22 protein-coding genes are annotated in these 22,067 nt (G+C 67.2%); 19 read left to right on the forward strand and 3 right to left on the reverse strand.

Going from position 1 to position 22,067, the window contains the following annotated elements:
* The first annotated feature begins 33 nt into the window (after positions 1-33).
* The 6 genes from HALNA_RS10890 (at position 34) to HALNA_RS10915 (ending at position 4,032) form a co-directional block, all read left to right on the forward strand.
* The gene (locus HALNA_RS10890; RefSeq protein WP_049936403.1) at positions 34-378 is read left to right on the forward strand and encodes a glutaredoxin family protein; all 345 of its coding nucleotides are present in this window, start codon (positions 34-36) and stop codon (positions 376-378) included.
* Positions 379-482: 104 nt separating this feature from the next.
* Positions 483-1,043, forward strand: coding sequence for a DUF7110 family protein (locus HALNA_RS10895; protein WP_049936404.1), 561 nt, complete (start codon positions 483-485; stop codon positions 1,041-1,043).
* 336 nt (positions 1,044-1,379) lie between these two features.
* Positions 1,380-1,562, forward strand: coding sequence for a DUF5786 family protein (locus tag HALNA_RS10900; RefSeq protein WP_049936405.1), 183 nt, complete (start codon positions 1,380-1,382; stop codon positions 1,560-1,562).
* Between the two features lie 184 nt (positions 1,563-1,746).
* The gene (locus tag HALNA_RS10905; protein WP_049936406.1) at positions 1,747-2,715 is read left to right on the forward strand and encodes a phosphoadenosine phosphosulfate reductase family protein; all 969 of its coding nucleotides are present in this window, start codon (positions 1,747-1,749) and stop codon (positions 2,713-2,715) included.
* Between the two features lie 83 nt (positions 2,716-2,798).
* Positions 2,799-3,509, forward strand: coding sequence for a diphthine--ammonia ligase (locus HALNA_RS10910; RefSeq protein ID WP_049936407.1), 711 nt, complete (start codon positions 2,799-2,801; stop codon positions 3,507-3,509).
* Between the two features lie 31 nt (positions 3,510-3,540).
* On the forward strand, positions 3,541-4,032 hold the full coding sequence (locus tag HALNA_RS10915; protein WP_049936408.1) for a type IV pilin: 492 nt from the start codon (positions 3,541-3,543) through the stop codon (positions 4,030-4,032).
* Here HALNA_RS10915 and HALNA_RS10920 read toward each other — a convergent pair.
* On the reverse strand, positions 4,029-4,997 hold the full coding sequence (locus HALNA_RS10920; RefSeq protein WP_049936409.1) for a nucleotidyltransferase family protein: 969 nt from the start codon (positions 4,995-4,997) through the stop codon (positions 4,029-4,031). The two genes, HALNA_RS10915 and HALNA_RS10920, sit on opposite strands and share 4 nt — an antisense overlap.
* Positions 4,998-5,088: 91 nt before the next feature.
* On the opposite strand from HALNA_RS10920, the gene HALNA_RS10925 reads away from it, so the two are divergent.
* The 4 genes from HALNA_RS10925 (at position 5,089) to HALNA_RS10940 (ending at position 10,003) form a co-directional block, all read left to right on the forward strand.
* Complete coding sequence (locus HALNA_RS10925) at positions 5,089-6,894, forward strand: ATP-binding protein (protein WP_049936410.1); 1,806 nt, start codon at positions 5,089-5,091, stop codon at positions 6,892-6,894.
* 97 nt (positions 6,895-6,991) lie between these two features.
* A complete protein-coding gene (locus HALNA_RS10930; RefSeq protein ID WP_157573642.1) occupies positions 6,992-8,047 on the forward strand; it encodes a zinc-binding metallopeptidase family protein in 1,056 nt (351 codons plus the stop codon).
* Between the two features lie 81 nt (positions 8,048-8,128).
* Complete coding sequence (locus HALNA_RS10935) at positions 8,129-8,617, forward strand: 50S ribosomal protein L11 (protein WP_049936412.1); 489 nt, start codon at positions 8,129-8,131, stop codon at positions 8,615-8,617.
* A 54-nt stretch (positions 8,618-8,671) separates the two neighbouring features.
* On the forward strand, positions 8,672-10,003 hold the full coding sequence (locus HALNA_RS10940; protein ID WP_049936413.1) for a lactate racemase domain-containing protein: 1,332 nt from the start codon (positions 8,672-8,674) through the stop codon (positions 10,001-10,003).
* Here HALNA_RS10940 and HALNA_RS10945 read toward each other — a convergent pair.
* A complete protein-coding gene (locus HALNA_RS10945) occupies positions 10,000-11,094 on the reverse strand; it encodes an NADH:flavin oxidoreductase/NADH oxidase (protein WP_049936414.1) in 1,095 nt (364 codons plus the stop codon). The genes HALNA_RS10940 and HALNA_RS10945 overlap by 4 nt on opposite strands.
* Positions 11,095-11,204: 110 nt before the next feature.
* Between HALNA_RS10945 and HALNA_RS10950 the strand changes: the two genes are divergently transcribed.
* From HALNA_RS10950 to HALNA_RS10960, 3 genes are read left to right on the forward strand one after another with little or no spacing between them, the layout of a single operon-like run.
* Positions 11,205-12,803 (forward strand): COG1361 S-layer family protein, encoded by a 1,599-nt coding sequence (locus tag HALNA_RS10950; protein ID WP_084509988.1) that lies wholly within the window; start codon positions 11,205-11,207, stop codon positions 12,801-12,803.
* Positions 12,804-15,137 carry an efflux RND transporter permease subunit gene (locus tag HALNA_RS10955; RefSeq protein WP_049936415.1) on the forward strand — a complete coding sequence of 778 codons (2,334 nt, stop codon included), beginning with the start codon at positions 12,804-12,806 and terminating at the stop codon, positions 15,135-15,137.
* A 2-nt stretch (positions 15,138-15,139) separates the two neighbouring features.
* Positions 15,140-15,949 (forward strand): universal stress protein, encoded by an 810-nt coding sequence (locus tag HALNA_RS10960; protein ID WP_049936416.1) that lies wholly within the window; start codon positions 15,140-15,142, stop codon positions 15,947-15,949.
* Here HALNA_RS10960 and HALNA_RS10965 read toward each other — a convergent pair.
* The gene (locus tag HALNA_RS10965; RefSeq protein ID WP_049936417.1) at positions 15,946-16,638 is read right to left on the reverse strand and encodes a TOBE domain-containing protein; all 693 of its coding nucleotides are present in this window, start codon (positions 16,636-16,638) and stop codon (positions 15,946-15,948) included. The two genes, HALNA_RS10960 and HALNA_RS10965, sit on opposite strands and share 4 nt — an antisense overlap.
* Before the next feature lie 102 nt (positions 16,639-16,740).
* Here HALNA_RS10965 and HALNA_RS10970 point away from each other — a divergent pair, with 102 nt between their 5' ends.
* The 6 genes from HALNA_RS10970 to rpl12p all read left to right on the forward strand — a co-directional run bounded on the left by HALNA_RS10970 (position 16,741) and on the right by rpl12p (position 22,065).
* Positions 16,741-17,895 (forward strand): extracellular solute-binding protein, encoded by a 1,155-nt coding sequence (locus tag HALNA_RS10970; RefSeq protein ID WP_084509990.1) that lies wholly within the window; start codon positions 16,741-16,743, stop codon positions 17,893-17,895.
* A gap of 53 nt (positions 17,896-17,948) precedes the next feature.
* The gene (locus HALNA_RS10975; protein ID WP_049936418.1) at positions 17,949-18,929 is read left to right on the forward strand and encodes an ABC transporter permease; all 981 of its coding nucleotides are present in this window, start codon (positions 17,949-17,951) and stop codon (positions 18,927-18,929) included.
* Positions 18,929-19,912 (forward strand): ABC transporter ATP-binding protein, encoded by a 984-nt coding sequence (locus HALNA_RS10980; protein ID WP_049936419.1) that lies wholly within the window; start codon positions 18,929-18,931, stop codon positions 19,910-19,912. The genes HALNA_RS10975 and HALNA_RS10980 overlap by 1 nt, the downstream gene beginning before the upstream one ends.
* 117 nt (positions 19,913-20,029) lie before the next feature.
* The gene (locus HALNA_RS10985) at positions 20,030-20,668 is read left to right on the forward strand and encodes a 50S ribosomal protein L1 (RefSeq protein ID WP_049936420.1); all 639 of its coding nucleotides are present in this window, start codon (positions 20,030-20,032) and stop codon (positions 20,666-20,668) included.
* Positions 20,665-21,711 carry a 50S ribosomal protein L10 gene (locus tag HALNA_RS10990; RefSeq protein ID WP_049936421.1) on the forward strand — a complete coding sequence of 349 codons (1,047 nt, stop codon included), beginning with the start codon at positions 20,665-20,667 and terminating at the stop codon, positions 21,709-21,711. Before HALNA_RS10985 ends, HALNA_RS10990 begins: the two co-directional genes overlap by 4 nt.
* A 15-nt stretch (positions 21,712-21,726) precedes the next feature.
* Positions 21,727-22,065, forward strand: a complete 339-nt coding sequence (gene rpl12p / locus HALNA_RS10995; RefSeq protein WP_049936422.1) for a 50S ribosomal protein P1 — start codon at positions 21,727-21,729, stop codon at positions 22,063-22,065.
* Positions 22,066-22,067 lie beyond the last annotated feature (2 nt).

Raw genomic sequence — 22,067 nt, forward strand, 5'->3', positions numbered from 1 at the left:
ACCCATTTTACTCGCGGCGTCATACGTGCAGGTATGACGTTCCAACCCGGGAGCGACCTCGACGCCGAGACCGTGCAGGAGCGAGTCGACGCCGCCATCGAGGACAACGACGTCGTCCTGTTCATGAAGGGCAATCGGCTCATGCCCCAGTGTGGCTACTCCCAGCGCGCGCTCGAACTGATCGATCAGTACGTCGACGACTTCGAGACGGTCGACGTGCTCCCGGCGCTGCCGGAGTTCCGCGAGGCCCTCGAGTCCCACAGCGGGTGGGAGACGACGCCACAGACGTACGTCGAGGGCGAGTTCGTCGGCGGGAGCGACGTCCTCGCGGAACTCGACGAGCGAGGCGAACTCGAGGCGACGCTCGCGGGCGAGTAGCCCGACCTGTTCGTCGTCCAATGCGAACAGCAGGTCATATAAGCATACGCCCCGTACAGTCCGGTAGACGGGCGTAGTGGTGCCACCTTCGCCGAGAACAAACTATGTCAGGCCGCGTATATCGACTCCATTCGACGCTCGAACTGCCACTCGAAGACGTGCAGGACTACTTCGAGGGGGACCCCGATCTCCCCCCCGAAATCGCCGACGTAACCCTCACCCGACGAAACAACACGCTCATCCTCAAGGCCGTCTCGGAAGACGAGAACTTGAGCAAGTACACTCCCACCGCCCAGCTGAAAGCGAGCGTCACCGAGACGCGAGTGTACGAGGAGGAGCCGCCACGCGCCGGCGGGCCGTGGCAGGAGGAAGAGGAGGAGATTCCCTCCGAACTCGTCGAGTTCGCCTGCTTCAAAGGCGACCGCGAGACGGTGCTTCAGAACACCGCGCTCCAGTACCCCATGTTCCTCGTGCTCCGGGACATCGCCCGGATGGCCGAGAAGGGGACGCTCACCGCCATCGTCGAGGAGGACGACGAACTCACGGCGACACGGATCGTCGAGGGCGAGGACCGCCCCGCCTCCGTCGAAGTCGTCGAGAACCCCAGCCAGTCCCAGGCCGAGAAAAACGGCGTGAACTGGCGGGACAACCAGTTCATCAGCTAGCGAACGCGTTTTTTCGCCGGCGACGCCGCATACGGACCGCCGTGGCCGTGTCGACGACGGCCGGGTCCGCCCCGCGACCCATCTCACACGCCGGGTCGTTCGCCGTGTCGCCGCCGGAATCCGGGCCGGGTGTCTTCCAGTTCGGTCACCGGCCCGTCGGGGCCACCTCGAATCCGGCGTGTCTATCGGCTCGCTCGCCTCGTTCCGTGACGAAGGACGAGCGGTCGGCGCGGTGTCCGCATACGACCGTGTTTCGGAGCGCCGTGCGTGAGGGTATCGGACTCCACGGCGGCGTCGTACCGGACCCTTTAATCCGGGGGCCACCAACTGGTCGGTATGGGTTTTGGGAGCTACGACGAATCCGAACAGGAGAACCAGAACGTCGACACCGACGACGACGGTGAGGGCGTCGCCGTCCACGAGAACGACCACGAGGGGACGGTCACCTTCGAGACGGACGCGTCGACCGACGACCTGATCGACCAGCTCGGCGAGATGAAAGACGGCGACGACGAGTAATCGCGACTCCCCGTTTTCGACGATTCATACGGTTTAGTGTAAGTCATTCCCGGTGGGTCGCCAGGACGGGTCGGCGACCCACCGGTACCCAGTTACAGTAAACACTATCACGCCCCCGAGATGGCCGCAACGTCAGTCGGAGTCAAAAGCTACTTGCCGGGGGCTAATGACATATAATTAGACGATGAACGAGTTCCCCGACTACCTCGACGTCGACTACACGGACGGCGAGGGCGAGACCCCGGACGACTATCCGACGCTCGAGGACAAGATCGAGAAGGCCATCGCGGTCACCCGCGCGGGCTTGGAACAGTACGAGAACCCCGCTGTGATGTGGACCGGTGGTAAGGACTCGACGCTCACCCTGTATTTCATCAAGGAGGTCGCCGAGCAGTTCGGCCTCGAGACGCCGCCCGCGGTGTTCATCGACCACTACCAGCATTTCGACGCCATCCACGACTTCGTGGCCCACTGGGCCGAGGAGTGGGACCTCGACGTGATCTACGCGAAAAACGAGGACGTGGGCGCGTACATCGAGGAACACGGCCTCGAACCGGGCGACGACATCCCCATCGCGGACCTGTCCGAACACAACCAGCACCACGTTCGCAACATCCTCGAGTACGAGGAAGACACCTTCCCGTTCCTGCTCGACACCTACGTGGGCAACCACCTGCTGAAAACCGTCGCGCTCAACGACGCGCTGGAGGAGTACGACATCGACGGCGTCATCTCCGGCGTTCGCTGGGACGAACAGGAGGCGCGCGCGGACGAGACGTTCTTCAGTCCGCGTCACGACCCCGACATCTACCCGCCCCACGACCGCATCCAGCCGATCCTGCAGTTCGCTGAACCGGACGTGTGGGACGCCTTCTGGAACTACGTCGTTCCGGATACGGTCGCGGACTTCCCGGACGACGGCTACGTCCCCCAGGGCGCCGACGACCTGCCCAACGGACTCACGCAGGACGACATCCCCGTCAGCCCGAAGTACTTCGCCGGCTTCCGGTCACTCGGGAGCGAGGTCAGCACCGAGAAGTCCGACGAGGAGCCCGCGTGGCTCCAGGATATGGCGAACACGACCGAACGCGCCGGCCGCGCCCAGGACAAGGAGGACCTCATGGAGCGCCTCCGTGACCTGGGCTACATGTAGCGAGTGTCGACTCGCTCGACCGCGCCGAGACGCCGGGACGCCGAACCACAGCCCCTAACCCCTCGCCTCGCCTCACACCGGTAATGACCGATCAATGGGCGAGCCTCTTTTCCGGCGGCAAGGACTCCTCGTGGGCGCTGTATCGCGCGCTCGAAGACGGCCTGAACGTGACGCGACTCGTGACCGTCCACCCCGGCGACGACTCCTATATGTATCACGTCCCGGCGACGAACCTCGCGGCGCTGGCGGCCGAGAGTATCGGGATCGACCTCCTCGAAGTCGATCCGGGTAACCTCGGTGCCGAGGCGGCGACCGATTCGGCGGCACAGGGCGACGCCGAACTCGAACCGCTGGAGGCGGCGCTCGGCGAGTTGGCGGCCGAGATCGATCTCGTGGGCGTCACCGCCGGCGCCGTCGAGAGCGAGTTCCAGACGAGTCGCATCGAGGCGATGTGCGAGCGGTTGGGAATCGACCTCTACGCCCCACTCTGGCAGCGTGATCCGGTACGGCTGGCCGAGGAGATGCTCGACGCTGGTTTCGAAATTCTGATCGTACAGGTCGCAGCTGCCGGCCTCGACGAGTCCTGGCTCGGTCGCAGCCTCGACGCCGGCGCACTCGACGAACTCGTCGCCCTGAACGAACGGTACGGGGTCCACCCCCTCGGCGAAGGCGGGGAGTTCGAGACGCTGGTAACGGACGGGCCACACATGGACCGCCCCATCGAACTGGCGTGGGAGCGGGTGTGGGAGGAGTCGCGCGGCCACCTGCGGGTAACGGACGCGTGGCTGGAGTGACGTTATATCCGTGCCGGCCGAACGGGGCCGTATGTCCGAACCTCTCCATCGGGATGGCCGCGCGATATCGCCGGTCGTCGGCGTCGCCCTCACCCTTGCGCTCGTCGTCGTACTGGCCGCGGTGCTCGGTAGCCTCCTGTTGGGTCTCGAACCGCCGGCTGACCCGACGCCACAGTACAGTTACAGCACCGAGTTCCACGCCGACGGCGACGGCAACACGAACGACCGTCCGTACGTCCTATTGACCCTCGAAGGCGGGGAAATCGTGGTCGGGGAGGACTTCTACATCGTCGACAGTTCGGGCAACGAGGTTCGGTGGGACGCGGTGTGGACGACCAGCGGCCCGCTGACTGCGGGCGATTACGCACACGTCGACGGGTTCGGGAGCGACGCGGCGCTGAACCCCGCCTGTGAGGGGGAAACCTACCGATTCGTCCACCGACCCGGCGACGGCGAGAGCGCGGTGCTCGCGGAGATAGAGATCACACAGCCCGCGGTCGGGCCGGCGGCCGTCCACTGCTAGTCGCCGTTCGTCATCGTCGAGTGCGCGCCGATGAGCGCGTCCGCGAGGTCGAGGTTCTCGATCCGGGTCTCCTCGTCGATGATCGATCCGCGCACGTCGGCGTCGCGGATGGCGGCGTTGGGGAAGACGACGGTGCGTTCGAGCGTCGAGTCGATCACGTCGGCGCCGGCCATCACGTGGACGTTCCCGTGGAGTTCGGCGTTCTCGACGGTCGCGGTGGGGTGGACGCGCGTGTCGCCGCCGAGATGCCAGGCGACGGCGTCGAGATAGCTCTCGGGCGTGCCGATGTCGAACCACGCGCCGTCGAAGGTGAAGGCGTGGACCGGTTGCCGCGACTGCATCCACTGGATGAACCAGCCGGGTTCGTCGGGGTTCTCGCCCGCGTCGAGATACTCCTCGAACAGCGGGAGCGTCTCGGTGGGAAACGCGTAGCAGGCGATGGAGACGAGCGTGCTCTTGGGGTCGTCGGGTTTCTCCTGGAAGTCGACGACGCGGTCACCGTCGAGTTCGACGAGTCCGTACGACCGCGCCCGCTCTTTCGACCCCACGTCGTAGGCGGCGATGGCGGGGGTGCGCTTGGCCTCGAAGAAGTCGACGAACTCGGCCACGTCGAAGCTGATGAGGTTGTCACCGGCGACGACGACCAGATCCTCGTCGACGCCCTCGCGGTCGATGAGTTGGGCAAGCGCGCCGACGACGCCGAACTTCTCGTCTTCTCCCGTCGTGTCCTCGACGGAGAGTGTCGGCTTCTCGAACTCCGTGTCGGCCAGATACGATTCGAACTCGTCGGCGAACCGCTCGTTGGTGCTGACGTACACTTCGGAGATGCGGTCGTCGGCTTCGAGATCCTCGAAGACGGTGTCGATGACCGTCGAGTCGCCGACCGGGAGAAACATCTTGGGCCGATGCTTGGTAATCGGCCAGAGTCGCGTCGCGTAACCCCCGGCCAGCACGATGGCCTTCATACGCGTCCCGACTGGCCACAGCGACAAGTTCTTTTTGTATCCACCGCCGGGTCGCCGAAAGGGGTTTCACGCCCATTGCCGTGGTACGGGTATGTCCGACCTCGGCGATTTCACCGAGTTCTCTACCGATGGCGATGCCGACGCTACCGACACCGAGACCGACCCCGAACCGGACGACCCGTCGACCGAGGCGGACGACTTCGAGTCCTACGACGTGTCGCCCGCCGGCTCGGATCGGGGGCTCGGCTCCGTCGCCGTCTCGCAGGGCCTCCGCGTCGCCGAGGACGGCGACGAGACGACGCTGAGGGCGTTCATCACCAGCGACAACCGCGAGTCGGTTCGGCTGGGGAAGTATCTCCTCGTGCCGTACCCGGACGAGGAGACGCTGTTCTGTCGGATCACGGCGCTGGAGTACGCCCAGGAGTTCGAGGCCGACGACGCCACGGAGATTCACGCCCGGCGAGCGATGCGCCGCGAGGACTTCACCGAACGGGACTACAAGTTCGTCGCGTCGCTGGAGCCGGTGGCGGTGCTCTTCTCCGAAGGTGACGACCTGCAACGGCGGATGACCGACCGCGTGCCGAAACCCGGCGCCGTCGTGGGCGAGGCGACGGACGCCGAGGAGATCAAGACCGGATTGGCCATCCCCTCGAACGGAATCTTCCTCGGACATCTCTCGGTCGGCGGCGAGACGGTGCGGACGGCGGCGTCCCCGCCGACCATCGACTATCGGCTGAAAGACGACTACGCCGACGGCGACCCCCTCGTCTTTCGGCACACGCTCGTCGCGGGCGGTACGGGGTCGGGGAAGACCCACGCCTCGAAGAACGTCCTCCGGCAGTATCTCGACTCGGCCTACCCGATGGACGACGGTCGCGAGGTGTCGACGGCGGTGGTCCAGTTCGACCCGCAAGACGAGTACGCGGCGATGCACGACGACAACCCCGACATGACCGACGGCGTCGCCCGCCGCCTCGACCGGGAGGGGGTCGCCCGCGGCGGGCACGAGGACACCGTCGCGTTCGTCCCCGAAGTCGACGGCTCGTCGTACGGCGGCGGCGGCCACCGCGCCGAGCAGGTTCCGTTCACCGTCCCGTTCAGTATGGTCCGGCGGCGGCCGTGGCTGGTCGCGGGCGCCCGACTCAACGACAACCAGTATCAGGCGCTCGACTACCTGCTCGGGCGCTTTTTCGACGACTACGGCGCCGGGGGAACCTACGACGAGTTCACGACGTATCTCGACGACCCGGCGCTCCGCGAGGAACTCGACGAGTCCGGACGGGTCCACGAGGCCACCTTCGACGCCGTCCGCCGTCGGGCGCTCGGCAGCGCGTTCCGCCGCGTCTTCGATCAGGACGCGCGGCCGGTGACGGAGCAGGTGCACGAACTCGTCCGCCCCGGCGGGCTGACCGTGGTGCCGACCTACCACGTCAACGACTCGCGGGCGACGGAACTGGTCGTCCTCGCCGTCGCCAGCCTGCTGGTCGACGAGAAACTGTCGAACGACCCGGCGTACGACCGGATCAAGGAGACGCCGCTGATCCTGGGGATGGACGAGGCGCACAACTTCCTCACGGACGCGGAGAGCGTGCAGGCCCGGAAGGTCATCTCGAAGTTCACCGAGGCGGCCAAGCAGGGCCGGAAAGAACGGCTCGGCCTCTTTCTCATCACCCAGGACCCACAGGACGTGGCGGAGTCGGTGTTCAAGCAGGTGAACACGAAACTCGTCCTCAATCTTGGCGACGAGGATGCCATCAGCAGCGTCAACATCCCGCCGAAACTGGAGGACAAGGTGCCGTACATGTCGAAAGGGCAGATGGTAGTCTACTCGCCCGATAACTCCGAGCCGGTGGAAGTGACGGGGCTGTCGACGTGTGTGACGCGGCACGGCGACTGATCACGTTTATCGTGACTGTCGCCACGACGGTCCGGCGGCCCGCTACCGTCGCGACCGCTGGCTTCTTGCCCGCGCTCGCGTACGCCAGAGTATGGTACTGAAACCGGAGCGCCGAGCGTTTCTGGACCGTCTGCTGGGGACGCCGAGTCCGTCGGGGTTCGAGACGCGCGGTCAACGCGTCTGGCTCGACTACGTGAGCGAGTTCGCCGACGACGTATGGACCGACGACTACGGCAACGCCGTCGCGGTCCACGAGGGCAACGGGATGGAACTCGCCCTCGCCGGCCACGCCGACGAGGTGGGCTACATCGTCCGCCGCATCGACGACGACGGCTTCGTCCGCATCGGGTCCATCGGCGGCGCAGACCGCACCGTCTCGAAAGGACAGCACGTGACGATTCACGCCGACGACCCCGTCCCCGGCGTCGTCGGACAGACCGCGATCCACCTGCGCGAGAGCGGCGAAGAGACCTACGACGACATCGGGGAGCAGTACGTCGACGTGGGGGCCACGGACGGCGAGGCGGCCGAGTCGCTGGTGTCGGTCGGTGACCCGGTGACCGTCTCGGCGACGGTCCAGGACCTCCACGGATCGCGAATCGCGGCCCGCGGCATGGACAACCGGATCGGCGTCTGGGCGGCCGCGGAGGGCCTCCGCCGTGCGGTCGAGGCCGACGCCGACGCGACGGTGTACGCCGTCTCGACGATCCAAGAGGAGGTTGGCCTGCAGGGCGCGCGGATGATCGGGGCCGACCTCGCCCCCGACGCCGTCGTCGCGGTGGACGTGACCCACGCGACGGATTCGCCGGGGGTGCCCGACAAGAAGCGCGGTCCGGTCGAACTCGGGGCCGGGCCGGTGCTCACACGGGGCAGCGCCAACCACCCGGTGCTGGTCGAGATGGCGCGTGCGGCCGCCGGGGACGCGGGGGTCGACGTGCAGTTGCAGGCGGCCGGGAGCCGAACGGGGACGGACGCGGACGCCTTCTTCGTCGCCGCGGGCGGGATTCCGGCGCTGAACGTCAGCCTGCCGAACCGCTATATGCACACGCCGGTCGAGGTGATCGATGCGACCGACCTGGACCGCCTGGCGACGCTGCTCGGCGCGATAGCGGTGCGGGCAGGATCGGTCGATTCGTTCGCAGTCGATATCTGATCAGCAGCGCCCCTGTGACCGGGGGACACACCCGTGAACCGAAAGAAAACCGTTAAAAGTCGGCCCCGGGTTTGATTCGGTATGGCTGGAACTATCGAAGTGCTCGTTCCCGGCGGCGAGGCCACCCCTGGCCCGCCGCTCGGGCCTGAACTCGGCCCGACGCCGGTCGACGTGCAGGCCGTCGTACAGCAGATCAACGACGAGACGGCGGCGTTCGACGGCATGGAAGTCCCGATCACCGTCGAGTACGAGGACGACGGCTCCTTTACCATCGAGGTGGGCGTCCCGCCGACGGCCGAGTTGATCAAGGACGAAGCCGGCTTCGAGACGGGCAGCGGCGAACCCCAGGAGACCTTCGTCGCCGACCTCACCGTCGAACAGGTCACGAAAATCGCCGAGCAAAAGCAGTCCGACCTGCTCGCGTACGACCTGAAAAACGCCGCGAAGGAAGTCGTCGGCACCTGTGTCACGCTGGGTGTCACCATCGAGGGCAACGACCCCCGGCAGTTCAAAGAGCGCATCGACGACGGCGAGTACGACGACCGGTTCGCGGACGAAGCGGCGGCGTAGAGCGGGCCGGCCGATCCGCGGGTTTCTTTTCTACGTCCGCGCTATCGCCTCGGTATGACCGACTCGCTCGTCGTTCCCGAGGACACCATCCGGACGACTGTCGGCGACCTCGAACTCCCCCGCATGGGCGTCGTCGAACAGGTCTGGGAGACCGACTCGATTCCGATCGACGCGATCGAATCCCGGGCCGCAGACGCGGTCGGGGCTCTCGATTTCGCGTCCGTTCCGGACGGGGGCGAGGTTGCCATCGGCGCCGGTAGTCGCGGCATCGCCAACCTCCCCGCCATCGTCCGCGGCGTCGTCGCGGGCGTCCGCGACCGGGGGTACGACCCGTTCGTCTTCCCGGCGATGGGGAGTCACGGCGGCGCGACCGCCGAGGGCCAGCGGGAGAAACTGAACACGCTCGGCGTCAGCGAGGCGTCCGTCGGCTGTGAGATTCGTGCGACGATGGCGGTGGAGACGGTGGGCGAGACGCCCGAACGCGGCGTGCCGGTGTACGCCGACGAAAACGCCGTCGCCGCCGACGGCATCGTGATGGTCAATCGGATCAAACCCCACACCGACTTCGGGGGCGAGGTGGAGAGTGGCCTCTCGAAGATGCTCGTCATCGGGATGGGGAAACAGAAGGGGGCGAAGATGGCCCACGACTGGGCGGTCGACTGGAGCCTGCGGAACATGCTGCCCGAAATCACCAGCCAGTTGCTCGACGCCCTGCCCGTCGCCGGCGGCGTCGCCGTCGTCGAGGACGAACACGACGACACGACGCTGATCGAGGGCGTCCCCGCCTCGGGCTTTCTGGAGCGCGAACGGGAGTTGCTGGAAGTCGCCTACGAACGTATGCCCATGCTCCCGTTCGACGAGGTGGACGTACTCGTCGTGGACCGGATCGGCAAGGACGTGAGCGGGCAGGGGATGGACACCAACGTCACCGGGCGCCGACACTTCACGATCAACGAACCCGAACCCGAGTCGCCCGAGGTGAAACGCATCTACCTCCGCGGCTTCACCGCGAAGACGAAGGGGAACGCGATGGGGATGGGGCAGGCGGACTTCGCCCACCGGGACGTAAAGGAGAACCTCGACTGGCCGAAGGCGCTGATCAACGCCATCACCGCGAGCACCGTCCGGAGCGTTCGCCTGCCGCCGGTCGTCGAGAACGACCGTGCCGGCCTGCTCGGCGCCCTGGGCACCATCGGACCCGTCGCCGGCGACGAGGCGCGCGTCCTGCGTGTGACGGATACGATGCGACTGGAGCGGTGTTACGCCTCCGCACCCCTGATCGAGGCGGCGCGGAAGCGCGACGACCTGCGGGTCGTCGCCGAACCGGGCGATATCGCGTTCGACGACCGCGGGGACTTCGTCGCGCCGTCGCCCGGTGAGGATTAGAACGCGCGGCGGTACTGCACCGGCACCTCGACGGCGTCGAGGCGGTCGAGTCGCTGGGCCGCGTGCAGCGCGAAGTACGGGTCACGGAGGTGTTCGCGGCCGACGATGGCGAGGTCCCCCCGATCGTTTCTGACCAGCGCGTCGGCCTGCTCCGGGGTCGTGATACCGCCGACGGCGCCGACGGCGACCGATCCCTCGGACTCCTCTTTGACGCGCCGTGCGTACCGTTCCTGATACCCCGCACCGGTCGAGGGAATCCGCTGGTCCGGGTGGATGCCGCCCGCACTCACGTCGATCAGGTCGACGCCGAGAGGAGCGAGGTCGCCGGCGAGGTGGACGGAGTCCTCGACCGTCCAGGACTCGCGGTCGGGGAGCCAGTCGGTCGCCGAGATGCGGACGAACAGCGGCCGGTCGTCGGGCCACACCTCGCGGACGGCGCTCGAAATCTCGCGGAGGAGTCGGGTCCGACCCTCGAAGTCGCCGCCGTAGTCGTCGTCGCGGGTGTTGGTGACCGGCGACAGGAACTCGTGGAGGAGGTAGCCGTGGGCAGCATGAATCTCGGCCACCTCGAAGCCGGCGTCGTGGGCGCGTTCGGCCGCCGCGACGAACGCGTCGATCACGTCGTCGATATCGGTCGCGGTCATCGCCCGCGTCGGCACCTCGCTTCCCTCGTCGGGCCACGGCGCGTCGATGGGGGCGACAGTCTCCCAGCCGTCCGATCCCGTGAGGGGTTCGCTCCCCTCCCACGGCCGGGTCTTGGAGGCCTTGCGGCCGGCGTGGGCGAGTTGGATGCCGGGGACGCTCCCCCGATCCCTGATCGCGGCCGTGACCTCCGCGAGGGCGTCGGCGTGGTCGTCGCTCCAGATGCCGAGGTCGTGGGGCGTGATCCGACCCCGAGCCTCGACGGCCGTCGCCTCGGTCATGACGAGGCCGGCGCCGCCGACGGCCCGACTGACGAGGTGGGTGTGATGCCAGTCGGTCGGGAGGCCGTCTCGCCCCTCACAGGAGTACTGGCACATCGGCGACACCATCACGCGGTTCGGAATCTCGGTGCCACGCAGTTCGAGCGGCGTGAATAGATCGGCAGACACGGACCACGATTACGGTCCGTCTGGCATACGACTGTCGAAGCCGGCACGACGTGTGCCACCGCCTCTCCCGACGGCTTTTTAAGATAGTATTGCATAGATTGTCCACAAGTATGAACGACAACGGCGGAAACGGAGCGGTTCGGATCGGCGTCGCCGCGTTGCTGGCGGTCGCACTGGTGGGTTCGGCCGTGGCGATGCCCGTCAGCGCCGAAGCACGATACAGCGAGTACCAAGAGCCCAAACTGACGACATCGGTACAGGGGTCGAACGTCGTCGTTCCGGGCGAAACGACGACACTACGGATCGGCATCCAGAACCGCGGAACCGCCGTGACCAACTCCGAGGGGGAGGTGTCGGAGCTCGCCTCGGCGTTCCGGACGGCCGGAGTGACCCCGGGGGCGGCGATGTCGACGACGGCATCGTTCGGGTCGGGCGACACGCCCGTCACCCTCCGGAGCGGTGAGCAGCCTATCGGAACTATCTCTCCGGACGGCCAGCAGACGACGACGCTCTCGCTGGAGGTCGCCGAGAACGCCACGCCTGGCATCTACCGGCTTCCGGTCACCCTCGACTACCAGTACGTCAGGGCTCTCAGTGTCGACGACCAGGAGACGTTCGTCACCCGCCGGACCGTCTCCACGCGAACGTACGTGACCGTCAGGATCGAACCGACGGTTCGGCTGAGCATCGAGTCCATCGACGGTGAGAACCTCCGTGCCAAGGAGGACGGCCGTATCGTCGTGACCGCCCGCAACGACGGCACGGAGACGGCCACCGACGCGGAACTGCTGATGCGGGGAAGCGACCAGTTAACCCCGCGAACCAACGGCCTGTCTCTCGGGACGCTCGACCCCGGCGAGACGGCGACGGCCGCCTTCCGCGTCGGCGTGGCCGAGACGGAGTCGACGGACACCTACGCCGTTCCCTTCCGGCTGCGCTACGAGGACAGTAACGGCGTCGTTCGTGAATCAGCGGTTCGAACCGGACGGGTAACGATTCGGGACGCACCCACGTTCGACCTCTCGACCACGACGACCGACCTGTACGTCGACTCGACGGGCGCTGTCACCCTCTCGGTGACGAACACGGGCGATCAGCCCGTCCGCAACGCCCGCGCTGTGTTGCACCCGATGGAGCCGTTCTCGCCACTTTCGACGAGCGCGAACCTCGGCACGCTCGACCCTGGTGAGACGGCGACCGCGAAGTTCAAACTCGAGGTTGCGGACCGCGCCATCGCGCAGGACTACCCGCTCGAGTTCACCGTCGTCTACGAGGACGCGTACCGCGAGACGGTCGAGAGCGACCGGCTGACCGTCCCCGTCACGGTCGGCCCCGAGATGACCGTCGACACCTCGGGAACGCCGACGGTGGCCGCCGGCTCGACCGAGACCATCGAAGTGACCGTCACCAACACCGGCGAGGGGCGGATGCGTGACGCCGTCGCCCGGATCAACGTCAACACTCCCTTCGAGACGGACGACGACACGGCCTACGTCGGCGACTTGGGTCCCGGCGAGTCGGCGACGGTGTCTTTCACCGTGAGCGTCGACGGCGCGGCCACGCCGAAGGCATACTCCGTCGATACGACCGTCAAGTACGACAACGCGTTCGGGCGCACGGTCGTCACCGACGTGGAACCGACCGCCGTCGAGGTGACCGAACCGCGTGGAGGACTGATCGCTTCCATCCTGCAGTTCCTGGGCCTGTAAATGTCTCCCATCGGCACTCGCGTCAGGGACGGCCTCGAACGGGCGGGCAGGAAGAGCGCCCGCGACCCCAAGCCGGTCGTCGCCGTCGTCCTCCTCCTGGTGCTCGTCTCGGGTGGCATCGCCGCCACCTCGCTCCAGATGAGCATGGGGATGACCCTCTACATCGACGACGACTCCGAGACGGCCGAGGAGTGGGCCGCCCTGAAAGACGACTTCGAGACCGGTAACAACGTGTTCATCGTCGTCAAATCCGACCAGCTCTACGATCCCGAGACGATCCGGGCGATCGACCGGCTGGACCGGGGATACACCGGACTCGACGAGACGACGCGCGTGATCAGCCTCGCGGACATCGTGCGCGCCGGAGCGGACGGCGAGATTCCGGCGACCGAGACGGGCGTGCGCCGGGCGCTCGACCGCGCGACGGCCCGGAACCCCGAGATGGCGACGCTCCGCTCGCAGGTCGTCCCCGAATCGGGGACGACGATCATCCTCGCCGACTACGGCGAGGTGGGGACCTTCGACCGCGGGCGGCTCCTCCCACAGCGCGGCGCCGACATCGTCTACGGGCAGATTCGGGAGGAGACCGACCAGGCCGCCCTCCCGCCGGGGCTGTCGGTCACCGTCACCGGTCAGCCCGTCTTCGAGAACGCCGCCTTCGGGCTCATGTTACCGGAGATGATCACGCTGTTCGCGGGCGCGTTCGCGCTCATCTTCGGCGTCGTCTACCTCGTCATGCGCTCGAAAGTGGAGCGGGGCTGGCACGTCTTTCTGCCGCTCGGGACGGCCATGACCGCCCTGATCTACATGATGGGGGCGATGGGCGTCTTGGGCTACAACTTCAACGCGATCATGCTGGGCGTGATGCCCATCGCACTGGGGCTGGGCATCGACTACGGCCTCCAGACCCAGACGCGCTACCTCGAAGAGCGGTCGAACGGGCGATCACCCGTCGACGCCGCGGGGTTGGCGACCCGGACCACGGGCCGGGCGCTCCTCATCGCGATGGGGACGACCGTCGTGGGCCTCGGCTCCTTGCTCGTCTCCGAAGTCCCGCCGGTTCAGCAGTTCGGCGTCACGAGCGCCGTGAGCGTCTTCGCTAGCATGGTGCTCGCTGTGACGCTGCTGCCCGCGCTCCTGGTCCGGTTCGACGCCGGCACCGCCGACGTTGGTGACGACGACGACGATTACGACCGCCTCGAAGCCGCGATGGGGGCGCTGACCCGGCGGCTGACCGCCGGGAAGCCGCTGCTCACGATCTTTCTGGCCGTCCTGCTGGTCTCCGGGGGTGCCTACGCCTACCCGCAGGTCGAGCCCCGCCAGCAGATGATGGACTTCTGGCCCCAGAATCTCGACGCCAAGGAGGATCTGGAGCGCCTAGAAGACACCGTCGAGGGGTCGAAAGTGATCTACGTCGTCGTCGAGACGGACCGGGCGTACACCCCCGAGACGTTCCGGGAGGTGTCGACGTACCAGCGGCTCATGCTGGAACATTCGAACGTGAACGCGGTGGTGAGCCCGGTGTCGACGGTGCGGGCGGCGAACGGGGGACGACTCCCCGAGACGCAGTCACAACTCGACGCCGCGCTTCGGGCGGCGAGCGAGGACGGGCCGATAGCGGTCCGTGATCCGTCGGCCACTCCGAACAAACTCCTCCTGACGTTCTACGTCGACGACGTGGAAGGCGAACCGGTGCGGACGCTGATCGACGAGTTCGAGGGCAACGCCGACTACACCCTGACGACCGCCGAGGACGTGCAGGTGACGGGCAAGCCCGTGCTCAACCGGAACGTCATCGAGAACGTCACCGCCGGGTTGACGCCGATGACTCTACTGAGCTTCGCGCTTGGCTTCGCCTTCCTGGCTCTTGCCTTCCGCTCGGTGAAGATTTCGGCGGTACTGATCGCCGCCGTCGCCGGAAGTGCGGCACTGTTGGTCACGGGGGCGATGTATCTGGTCGGCATCCCGTGGAACCCCCTGACGATCACGATGTCGTCTCTGACGCTCGGCATCGGTATCGACTACGGGGTCCACGTCTTCGAGCGGTTCGAGTACGAGGTGGCCGAGCGCGGCCGGACTCGGATCGACGCCGCGACGACGGCGGTGGCGAAGCTCTCCCGGCCGGTGATCGGGTCGAGTTTCACCACCATCTTCGGATTCGGCGTCCTCACCGTCTCGCAGTTCCCGGTGCTCGCGAACTTCGGGCTGACCACCGTCTTCGCCATCGCGCTGTCGCTGATCGCCGCCTTCGGCATCCTGCCGGCGGCGCTGGTGACGGTGCGGCTGATCGAACGCCACGATTCGACCCCGGCCGCCGAGCCGGCGGGGAGCTAATCATGTACGACACCATCCTGATCCCGACCGACGGCAGCGACGCCGCGACGACCGCCGCCCGCTACGGGCTGACCCTGGCCGAGCGCTTCGACGCGACGGTGCACGTCCTCTCGGTCGTCGATCCGGACCGCTTCGTGACCGACAGCGTGGGCGACGTGGACGACCTGATTCGTCGCCAGCACGAGCGCTTCGAACGACGGGCACGGGACGCGGTCGACCGGGTCGCCGGGGCGAGTGCCGTCCCCGTCGAGACCCACGTCGTCGAGGGGCGGCCGGTGACGGTCCTCGCGGCCGCCATCGACGACTACGACGCCGACCTCGTGGCGATGGGGACCCACGGTCGCTCCGGCGTCGACCGCTACCTGCTTGGGAGCCTCGCCGAGCGAACCCTCCGCACCGCACACGTCCCCGTCCTCGCCGTGCGCGAGGACGACGCTCACGGGGCGGCGCCGACTATCGCGACCGTCCTGCTCGCCACCGACGGGAGCGAAGGGACGGAGCGCGCGGCCGACCACGCCGTCACCGTCGCGGCGGCGACCGGGGCACACCTCCACGCTCTGACCGTCGGTGACGACGACGGGCCGGCGGAACGCGTCGTGGCCCGCGCCCGCGAGGCCGGCGTCGACGCCACCGCCGCGGTCCGTTCCGGCCGCCCCCACGAAACCATCCTGGGGTACGCCAGGAATCACGGCGCCGACCTCGTGGTCGTCGGGACTCACGGCCGCTCCGGCGTCGAACGGGTCCTCCTCGGGAGCGTCGCCGAACGCGTCCTCCGGACGGCGACGCGGCCGGTCCTCGTGGTCGGGCCTTAATTCGGGACGCCGCGGGTGGCGGTGGCCTTGAACGAGGCGACCACGGGCGTCCCACGGTGGAGGTTCAGTTTCTCGACGCTCGCCGTGGTGACGAGCGCCGACAGTTCCACGTCCCCACCCACGTCGACGGTGACGAGGGCGACGGACTCGCCTGCGTCGATGCCGAGGACCGTCCCTTCGAGTCGGTTGCGGGCGCTGGTTCGATCCGGGTCGGGCGACCGTGACGGGTTCTGTAACGTCACCGCGTCGGCCCGGAGGGTGAGGCGAACGTCCGCGTCCGCGTCGCCGCTCGGAACCAGCGCCCGGACGGCGCCCGCCGCGGTGTCGACGGTCGCCAGTTCACCGTCGCGGTCGACGACTCGGCCGGCGAGGACCGTCTCGTCCGCCTCGGCGACGCCGCTGAACTCGGCGCGGAGCCGTTCGTACCGACCCAGCAGGTCGTCGGCGCGGTCGGTGAGTTGGCTCCCCCCACCGCCCGACCCGCCGCGCGTGCGCACGACGAGTTCGCCGAAGGCGTCTTCGAGTTCGACGATCCGCTGTTGAGACCGCGAGTAGGACCGGCCGAGCGCCGTCGCGGCGGCGTTGATCGAGCCGTGGTCCTCGATCGCCCGCAGGAGCGCCACGTCCCGCGCCTCGAGTGTCACGTCGCCCTGGCCGATGCGGGCGTCGAACTCCGTCGAGAATTCCATGCGTCCTGTACGGCCGCCGTTCAAAAAGGCGTTGTCGTCGAAGCACGCGGAACGGGACCAAAGACGTTATGTCCCATAAATAATAACGCCGTTATGCTATCTATGACACAACGGAAGGAGGCCCCAGACTGGCTGCAGGAACAGAAAGAACACTGGACGCGGGTCGCTCGGGGACGGTCCCGGCGTGACGTGCTGAAGGGTCTCGGCGCGGCCGGGATGGCGGGGCTCGCCGGCTGTTCCGGCGGCAGCGGTGGCGGGGCCACGGCAACCGCGACGGCGACGGAGGGGTCGATGGACTCCGGCGGCGAGGCGACGACAACGGATACGGCGACCAGCACGCCCGCCGAGGTCAGTGGGTCCATGACCATCTTCCACGCTGGCAGTCTCGCCCCGCCGTTCAGCGAGGCCGAACCCCAGTTCGAAGACGAGTACGGGGTCGATGTGAACCGAGAGCCGAAGGGGTCGGTCGCGTCGACCCAGAAGATCACCCAGCAGGGGCGTCGGGCGTCCGTGCTGGGCGTCTCCGACTTTCGGCTCATCCGCAATCGGATCGTCCCCGACTACGGCGACTGGTACGCCATCTTCACGACGAACTCGATGTCGCTCCAGTACCGCGAGGACTCGCCGGGTGCCGACGAAATCTCGAAGGACAACTGGTGGGAAATCCTCTCGCGGGACGACGTGACCATCGGTCACGCCGATCCGGCGGTCGACCCCGGTGGTTACCGGGCCGTGATGACTCAGCAACTCGGCAAGGAGGAGTTCGAGGGAAGCGCCCTCTACGACGATTCGACGTTCCAGACGATCCGCGAGAACTCGACGGTGCCGACGGGGACGGAGACGAAGCTCGAGGGCCAACTCCAGTCCGGGGCCTTGGACTACGCCTTCTACTACCAGTCCATCGCCAGCACGTCGGGTCTGCCCTACATCGACCTCCAGCCCCAGGTCGACCTCTCGCGGGCGACGAGTAAGTACGCGGAACATTACGCGAAGGCGGAAGTCGAGACCAGCAGCGGGACGTTCACCGGTGCACCCATCGCGTACGGGATGACGGTCCCGAATGTCGCGCCCAATCCCGCGGCGGGCGCGGCTTGGGTCGAGTACTTCGCCACCGACGCCGGGCGGTCGATCCTCGAAAACCAGGGGCTCGTTCCGGTCGACCCCATCGTCGTCCCACAGAGCAGTCGGGACGCCGTTCCGGACCGCGTCATGAACGTCGCAACCGCGAAGTCCAGCCTCGGCCCGCTCGAACTGTAACGAGGCTCACGCCTCCGATACAGCTATGTTCCTCAATCGGAATAACGATAGCAATGGCAACAAGTACTGAGACACGGTTTTCACTCGATGGATTCGGACGGGGGTCGCTAGCGGTGGCGTTCGTCGCGATACAGGCGCTGGCGTTCGTAGGCGCGTACACGGCCGGTCGGCCGACACTGTACGCGTTCTTCATGATCGCAAGTACGGCAGTCGCCGCCTACGTACTCCACGGCGACACATTCGTCGTCGCTGCGGCGACGTTGGGGAGCATTCTGATGGTTGCGCTCGGGCTCCCGCTATTTTTGTTCGTCGCTCGACAGCAACCGTCGATAATCGTCGAGAAAGCACTCAGTCCCGACGTCCATCGAATGCTCTATCTGGGAATCTACGGTCCACTGCTGGCGGCAATCGTTAGCTTGCTGTTCGGCGTTCCCCTTGCACACCTGTTCGCCGAGGGCTTTGCCGGCCAGCAGTTGGTCGAGAGCCTGGTCGATCTGCCGCTGGTCGTCCCGCACAGCGTTGCGGGGATTATCATCCTCTTCGGCTTCGGTGCGGGCGGCGCGTTCCCGAACGTCTCCGTTCTTGGGAGCATGATCGGGATGGTGCTCGCGATGACGTTCGTGAGCGCGCCCTATGCGGTCAACGCCACGCGCGAGGCGTTCGAGTCTATCGACGACCGCCTCGCGTATGCCTCGCGCATCCACGGTGCGAGTCGCTGGGACACGTTCCGCCGGGTGACTGCTCCACTCGCGGTTCGGGGGATGGTCACCGGGGGCGTCCTCGCGTGGGCGCGGGCCGTCTCGGAGTTCGGCGCCGTCGCCGTCGTCGCCTACTCCGTCTCCTTTTTTTACCCACCGGCCGGCGGCGAGGTGACCGCCCAGCACGCACCCGTGTTCGTCTACGGGACGTACCTGCAGGGTGGACTCGCACAGAGCGGGGCGGTGGCGTTCATCCTGCTTGCCGTGTCGGCGCTCATCTTTCTGGTGGTCCGTTATCTCACCAGCGGCAGCACGCGGACCGGAGGTGTAGTCTGATGAGTCTACAGGCGGATGTTTCGGCGACGTTTACCGCCGACGGCGCGGAGTCGTTCCACGTCGACGCCGCCTTTGAGGTCGAACGCGGCGAGAGCCTGGTCATCCTCGGACCGAGCGGGAGCGGCAAGACGCTCCTGCTCGAAACGGTGGCGGGCTTTCACCCCCACGACGGCCCTGTCACCCTCGACGGCCGGCAGGTGAGCGGGACACCCCCCGAGAAGCGGGACTTCGGCTTCGTCTTCCAAGACTACGCGTTGTTTCCGCATATGACCGTTACCGAGAACGTCGACTTCGGAAGTCGGTACCACGACGACACGCGCGACTCCGCCGACTTGCTCGCGGAACTCGGCGTGGGCGACCTAGCGGAGCGCCACCCGCCAACACTCTCGGGCGGCGAGCAACAGCGGGTCGCGCTGGCCCGTGCGCTGGCGATACGACCCGAAGTAATGCTGCTGGACGAGCCGCTGGCGGCACTCGACGTGCCGACCCGGCAGTCGCTCCGCGACGACTTAGCCGACGTGCTCGCCGATGTGACCGCCGTCTACGTCACACACAACCGGACGACCGCGCGGGCGCTCGCCGACCGGATCGTCATCATGAACGACGGGCAGGTGGTCCAGAGCGGTACGCCCGAGGAGATATTCGAGCGGCCGTCGTCGGCGATGGTCGCGGACTTCACCGGGTCGAACAGCATCGACCTCGCTGACGCGCCGTCGATCAGGGCTGCGCTCGACCTGGCGAGCGATGGGGTGGCTGCGATCCGTCCAGAGGCCATAACGGTCGGCAACGACGGCGACGTGGACGGCACCGTCGAACGCGTCGTCCGCGAGGACGCGACCAACCGCGTCACTCTGGCCATCGACGACGTGACCGTCGAGGTGTTTACCGACCGGACGCCCGACGTAGGGGACGACCTGTGGCTCACACTCCCGTCCGACCGTGTCCACCTCTGTAGCGGCCGGGCCGAGTCGATCCCCGCCTGACCGCCCCTGTCGACGCTTCGACGGGTTTAAGTCCGACTTCCTCCACCATCCGATGAGACAGGCCACCGCCTGTTTCACTGACCCGTAGGAGCGTTTAGCGTACTACGGAGGTGAAAGATGGCAGATACAATAGAGGAAGCAGTCACTCGCGCACTCGACGAGGCCCCGCCGCGGAACTTCCGCGAGACGGTCGACCTCGCCGTGAATCTGCGCGATCTAGATCTCAACGACCCGTCGAATCGCGTCGACGAGAGCGTCGTCCTGCCGGCCGGTACCGGCCAGGAGACGCAGATCGTCGTCTTTGCAACCGGTGAGACCGCACTCCGTGCCGAGGAGGTGGCGGACGACGTCCTCAGCCCCGACCAACTCGAAGATCTCGGGGACGACGACGACGCCGCCAAGGACCTCGCCGACGAGACCGACTTCTTCGTCGCCGAGGCGTCGATGATGCAGGACATCGGCCGTTACTTGGGGACCGTCCTCGGGCCGCGCGGCAAGATGCCGACGCCGCTCCAGCCCGACGACGACGTCGTCGAGACGGTCAACCGAATGAAAAACACGGTCCAGCTTCGGAGCCGCGACCGACGCACGTTCCACACGCGCGTCGGCGCACAGGACATGTCCGCCGAGGACATCGCGGACAACATCGACGTGATCGTCCGCCGTCTCGAGGCCGCTCTGGAGAAGGGCCCGCTCAACATCGACTCCATCTACGTCAAGACGACGATGGGGCCGTCCGTGGAGGTAGAGGCATGAGCGAAAGCGAGAGCGTCCGCAAGACCGAGACGATTCCGCAGTGGAAACAGGAGGAGGTCGACGAACTCGTCGACTTCATCGAGTCCTACGCGAGCGTCGGCATCGTCGGCGTCACCGGCATTCCGAGCCGACAGCTCCAGAACATGCGCCGTGATCTCCACGGCAGCGCCGAGGTGCGGATGAGCCGCAACACGCTCCTCCGCCGGGCGCTGGAGGAGGTCGACGAGGGTTACGAGGACCTCGCCGGCTTCGTCTCGGGACAGGTCGCGCTCATCGGGACCAACGACAACCCGTTCGGCCTGTATCAGCAACTCGAAGCGTCGAAGACGCCCGCCCCGATCAACGCGGGCGAGATCGCCCCCAACGACATCGTGATCCCGGAGGGCGACACCGGCATCGACCCCGGCCCGTTCGTGGGTGAACTCCAGCAGGTGGGGGCGGAAGCCCGCATCATGGAGGGATCGATCAGAGTGACCGCCGATTCGACGGTGCTCGAAACCGGCGAGGAGGTTAGCGACGAACTCGCGAACGTCCTCGGCGAACTCGGCATCGAGCCGAAGGAAGTCGGCCTGGACCTGCGCTCGGTCTACTCCGAGGGCATCCTGTTCGAACCCGACGAACTCGCCATCGACATCGAGGAGTACCGCGCCGACGTGCAGTCGGCCGCGGCGGCCGCGCGCAACCTCTCGGTCAACGCGGCCTACCCGACGGCTCGCACCGCAGGGACGCTGCTGGCCACGGCGGCCGGCGAGGCAAAATCGGTCGGCCTCTTTGCCGCCATCGAGGACCCAGAGCTCGTGCCGGATCTCGTGGCCAAGGCCGACGGCCAGGTCCGCGCGCTCGCGGCCCTGATCGACGACGACGAAGCGCTTCCGGAGGAACTGCGCGGCGTGGAAGCGCCCGCGGCGACCGAGGAAGCGGCGGACGAATCGAGCGACGAAGACGACGAGGCGGACACCGCCGACGAGGACGCGGACGCCGACACCGACGACGACGACGACGGTGGCGACGGCGCCGAGGGCCTCGGAGCGATGTTCGGCTAACTACGGAGCATACCAATGGAATACGTTTACGCAGCACTCATCCTGAACGAGACCGGCGAAGAGATCAACGAAGACAACGTAACCGCGGTCCTCGAAGCCGCCGGCGTCGACGTGGAGCAGTCCCGCGTCAAAGCGCTGGTCGCCGCCCTCGAGGACGTCGACATCGAGGAGGCCATCGACACGGCCGCCGCCGCGCCCGCCGCGGGCGGCGCCGCTGGCGGTGCCGCCGGTAGCGACGACGACGACGAGGGTGACGAGGCCGCCGACGAGGCCGATGAAGAGGAAGCCGCCGACGAGGAAGAAGACGAGGACGAGGAGGCCAGCGGCGAGGGCCTCGGCGAACTCTTCGGCTAACT

The organism is Haloplanus natans DSM 17983 (assembly GCF_000427685.1).
GTDB classification, from domain to species: Archaea; Halobacteriota; Halobacteria; order Halobacteriales; family Haloferacaceae; genus Haloplanus; species Haloplanus natans.

Coding starts and splice junctions, on each gene's coding strand:
- HALNA_RS10975 (WP_049936418.1), top strand. CDS start 17,949: ATGGCAACAAGTACTGAGACACGGTTTTCACTCGATGGATTCGGACGG.
- HALNA_RS10955 (WP_049936415.1), top strand. CDS start 12,804: ATGTCTCCCATCGGCACTCGCGTCAGGGACGGCCTCGAACGGGCGGGC.
- HALNA_RS10960 (WP_049936416.1), top strand. CDS start 15,140: ATGTACGACACCATCCTGATCCCGACCGACGGCAGCGACGCCGCGACG.
- HALNA_RS10950 (WP_084509988.1), top strand. CDS start 11,205: ATGAACGACAACGGCGGAAACGGAGCGGTTCGGATCGGCGTCGCCGCG.
- HALNA_RS10925 (WP_049936410.1), top strand. CDS start 5,089: ATGTCCGACCTCGGCGATTTCACCGAGTTCTCTACCGATGGCGATGCC.
- HALNA_RS10965 (WP_049936417.1), bottom strand. CDS start 16,638: ATGGAATTCTCGACGGAGTTCGACGCCCGCATCGGCCAGGGCGACGTG.
- HALNA_RS10920 (WP_049936409.1), bottom strand. CDS start 4,997: ATGAAGGCCATCGTGCTGGCCGGGGGTTACGCGACGCGACTCTGGCCG.
- HALNA_RS10890 (WP_049936403.1), top strand. CDS start 34: ATGACGTTCCAACCCGGGAGCGACCTCGACGCCGAGACCGTGCAGGAG.
- HALNA_RS10980 (WP_049936419.1), top strand. CDS start 18,929: ATGAGTCTACAGGCGGATGTTTCGGCGACGTTTACCGCCGACGGCGCG.
- HALNA_RS10985 (WP_049936420.1), top strand. CDS start 20,030: ATGGCAGATACAATAGAGGAAGCAGTCACTCGCGCACTCGACGAGGCC.
- HALNA_RS10900 (WP_049936405.1), top strand. CDS start 1,380: ATGGGTTTTGGGAGCTACGACGAATCCGAACAGGAGAACCAGAACGTC.
- HALNA_RS10895 (WP_049936404.1), top strand. CDS start 483: ATGTCAGGCCGCGTATATCGACTCCATTCGACGCTCGAACTGCCACTC.
- HALNA_RS10970 (WP_084509990.1), top strand. CDS start 16,741: ATGACACAACGGAAGGAGGCCCCAGACTGGCTGCAGGAACAGAAAGAA.
- HALNA_RS10905 (WP_049936406.1), top strand. CDS start 1,747: ATGAACGAGTTCCCCGACTACCTCGACGTCGACTACACGGACGGCGAG.
- HALNA_RS10940 (WP_049936413.1), top strand. CDS start 8,672: ATGACCGACTCGCTCGTCGTTCCCGAGGACACCATCCGGACGACTGTC.
- rpl12p (WP_049936422.1), top strand. CDS start 21,727: ATGGAATACGTTTACGCAGCACTCATCCTGAACGAGACCGGCGAAGAG.
- HALNA_RS10990 (WP_049936421.1), top strand. CDS start 20,665: ATGAGCGAAAGCGAGAGCGTCCGCAAGACCGAGACGATTCCGCAGTGG.
- HALNA_RS10915 (WP_049936408.1), top strand. CDS start 3,541: ATGTCCGAACCTCTCCATCGGGATGGCCGCGCGATATCGCCGGTCGTC.
- HALNA_RS10935 (WP_049936412.1), top strand. CDS start 8,129: ATGGCTGGAACTATCGAAGTGCTCGTTCCCGGCGGCGAGGCCACCCCT.
- HALNA_RS10910 (WP_049936407.1), top strand. CDS start 2,799: ATGACCGATCAATGGGCGAGCCTCTTTTCCGGCGGCAAGGACTCCTCG.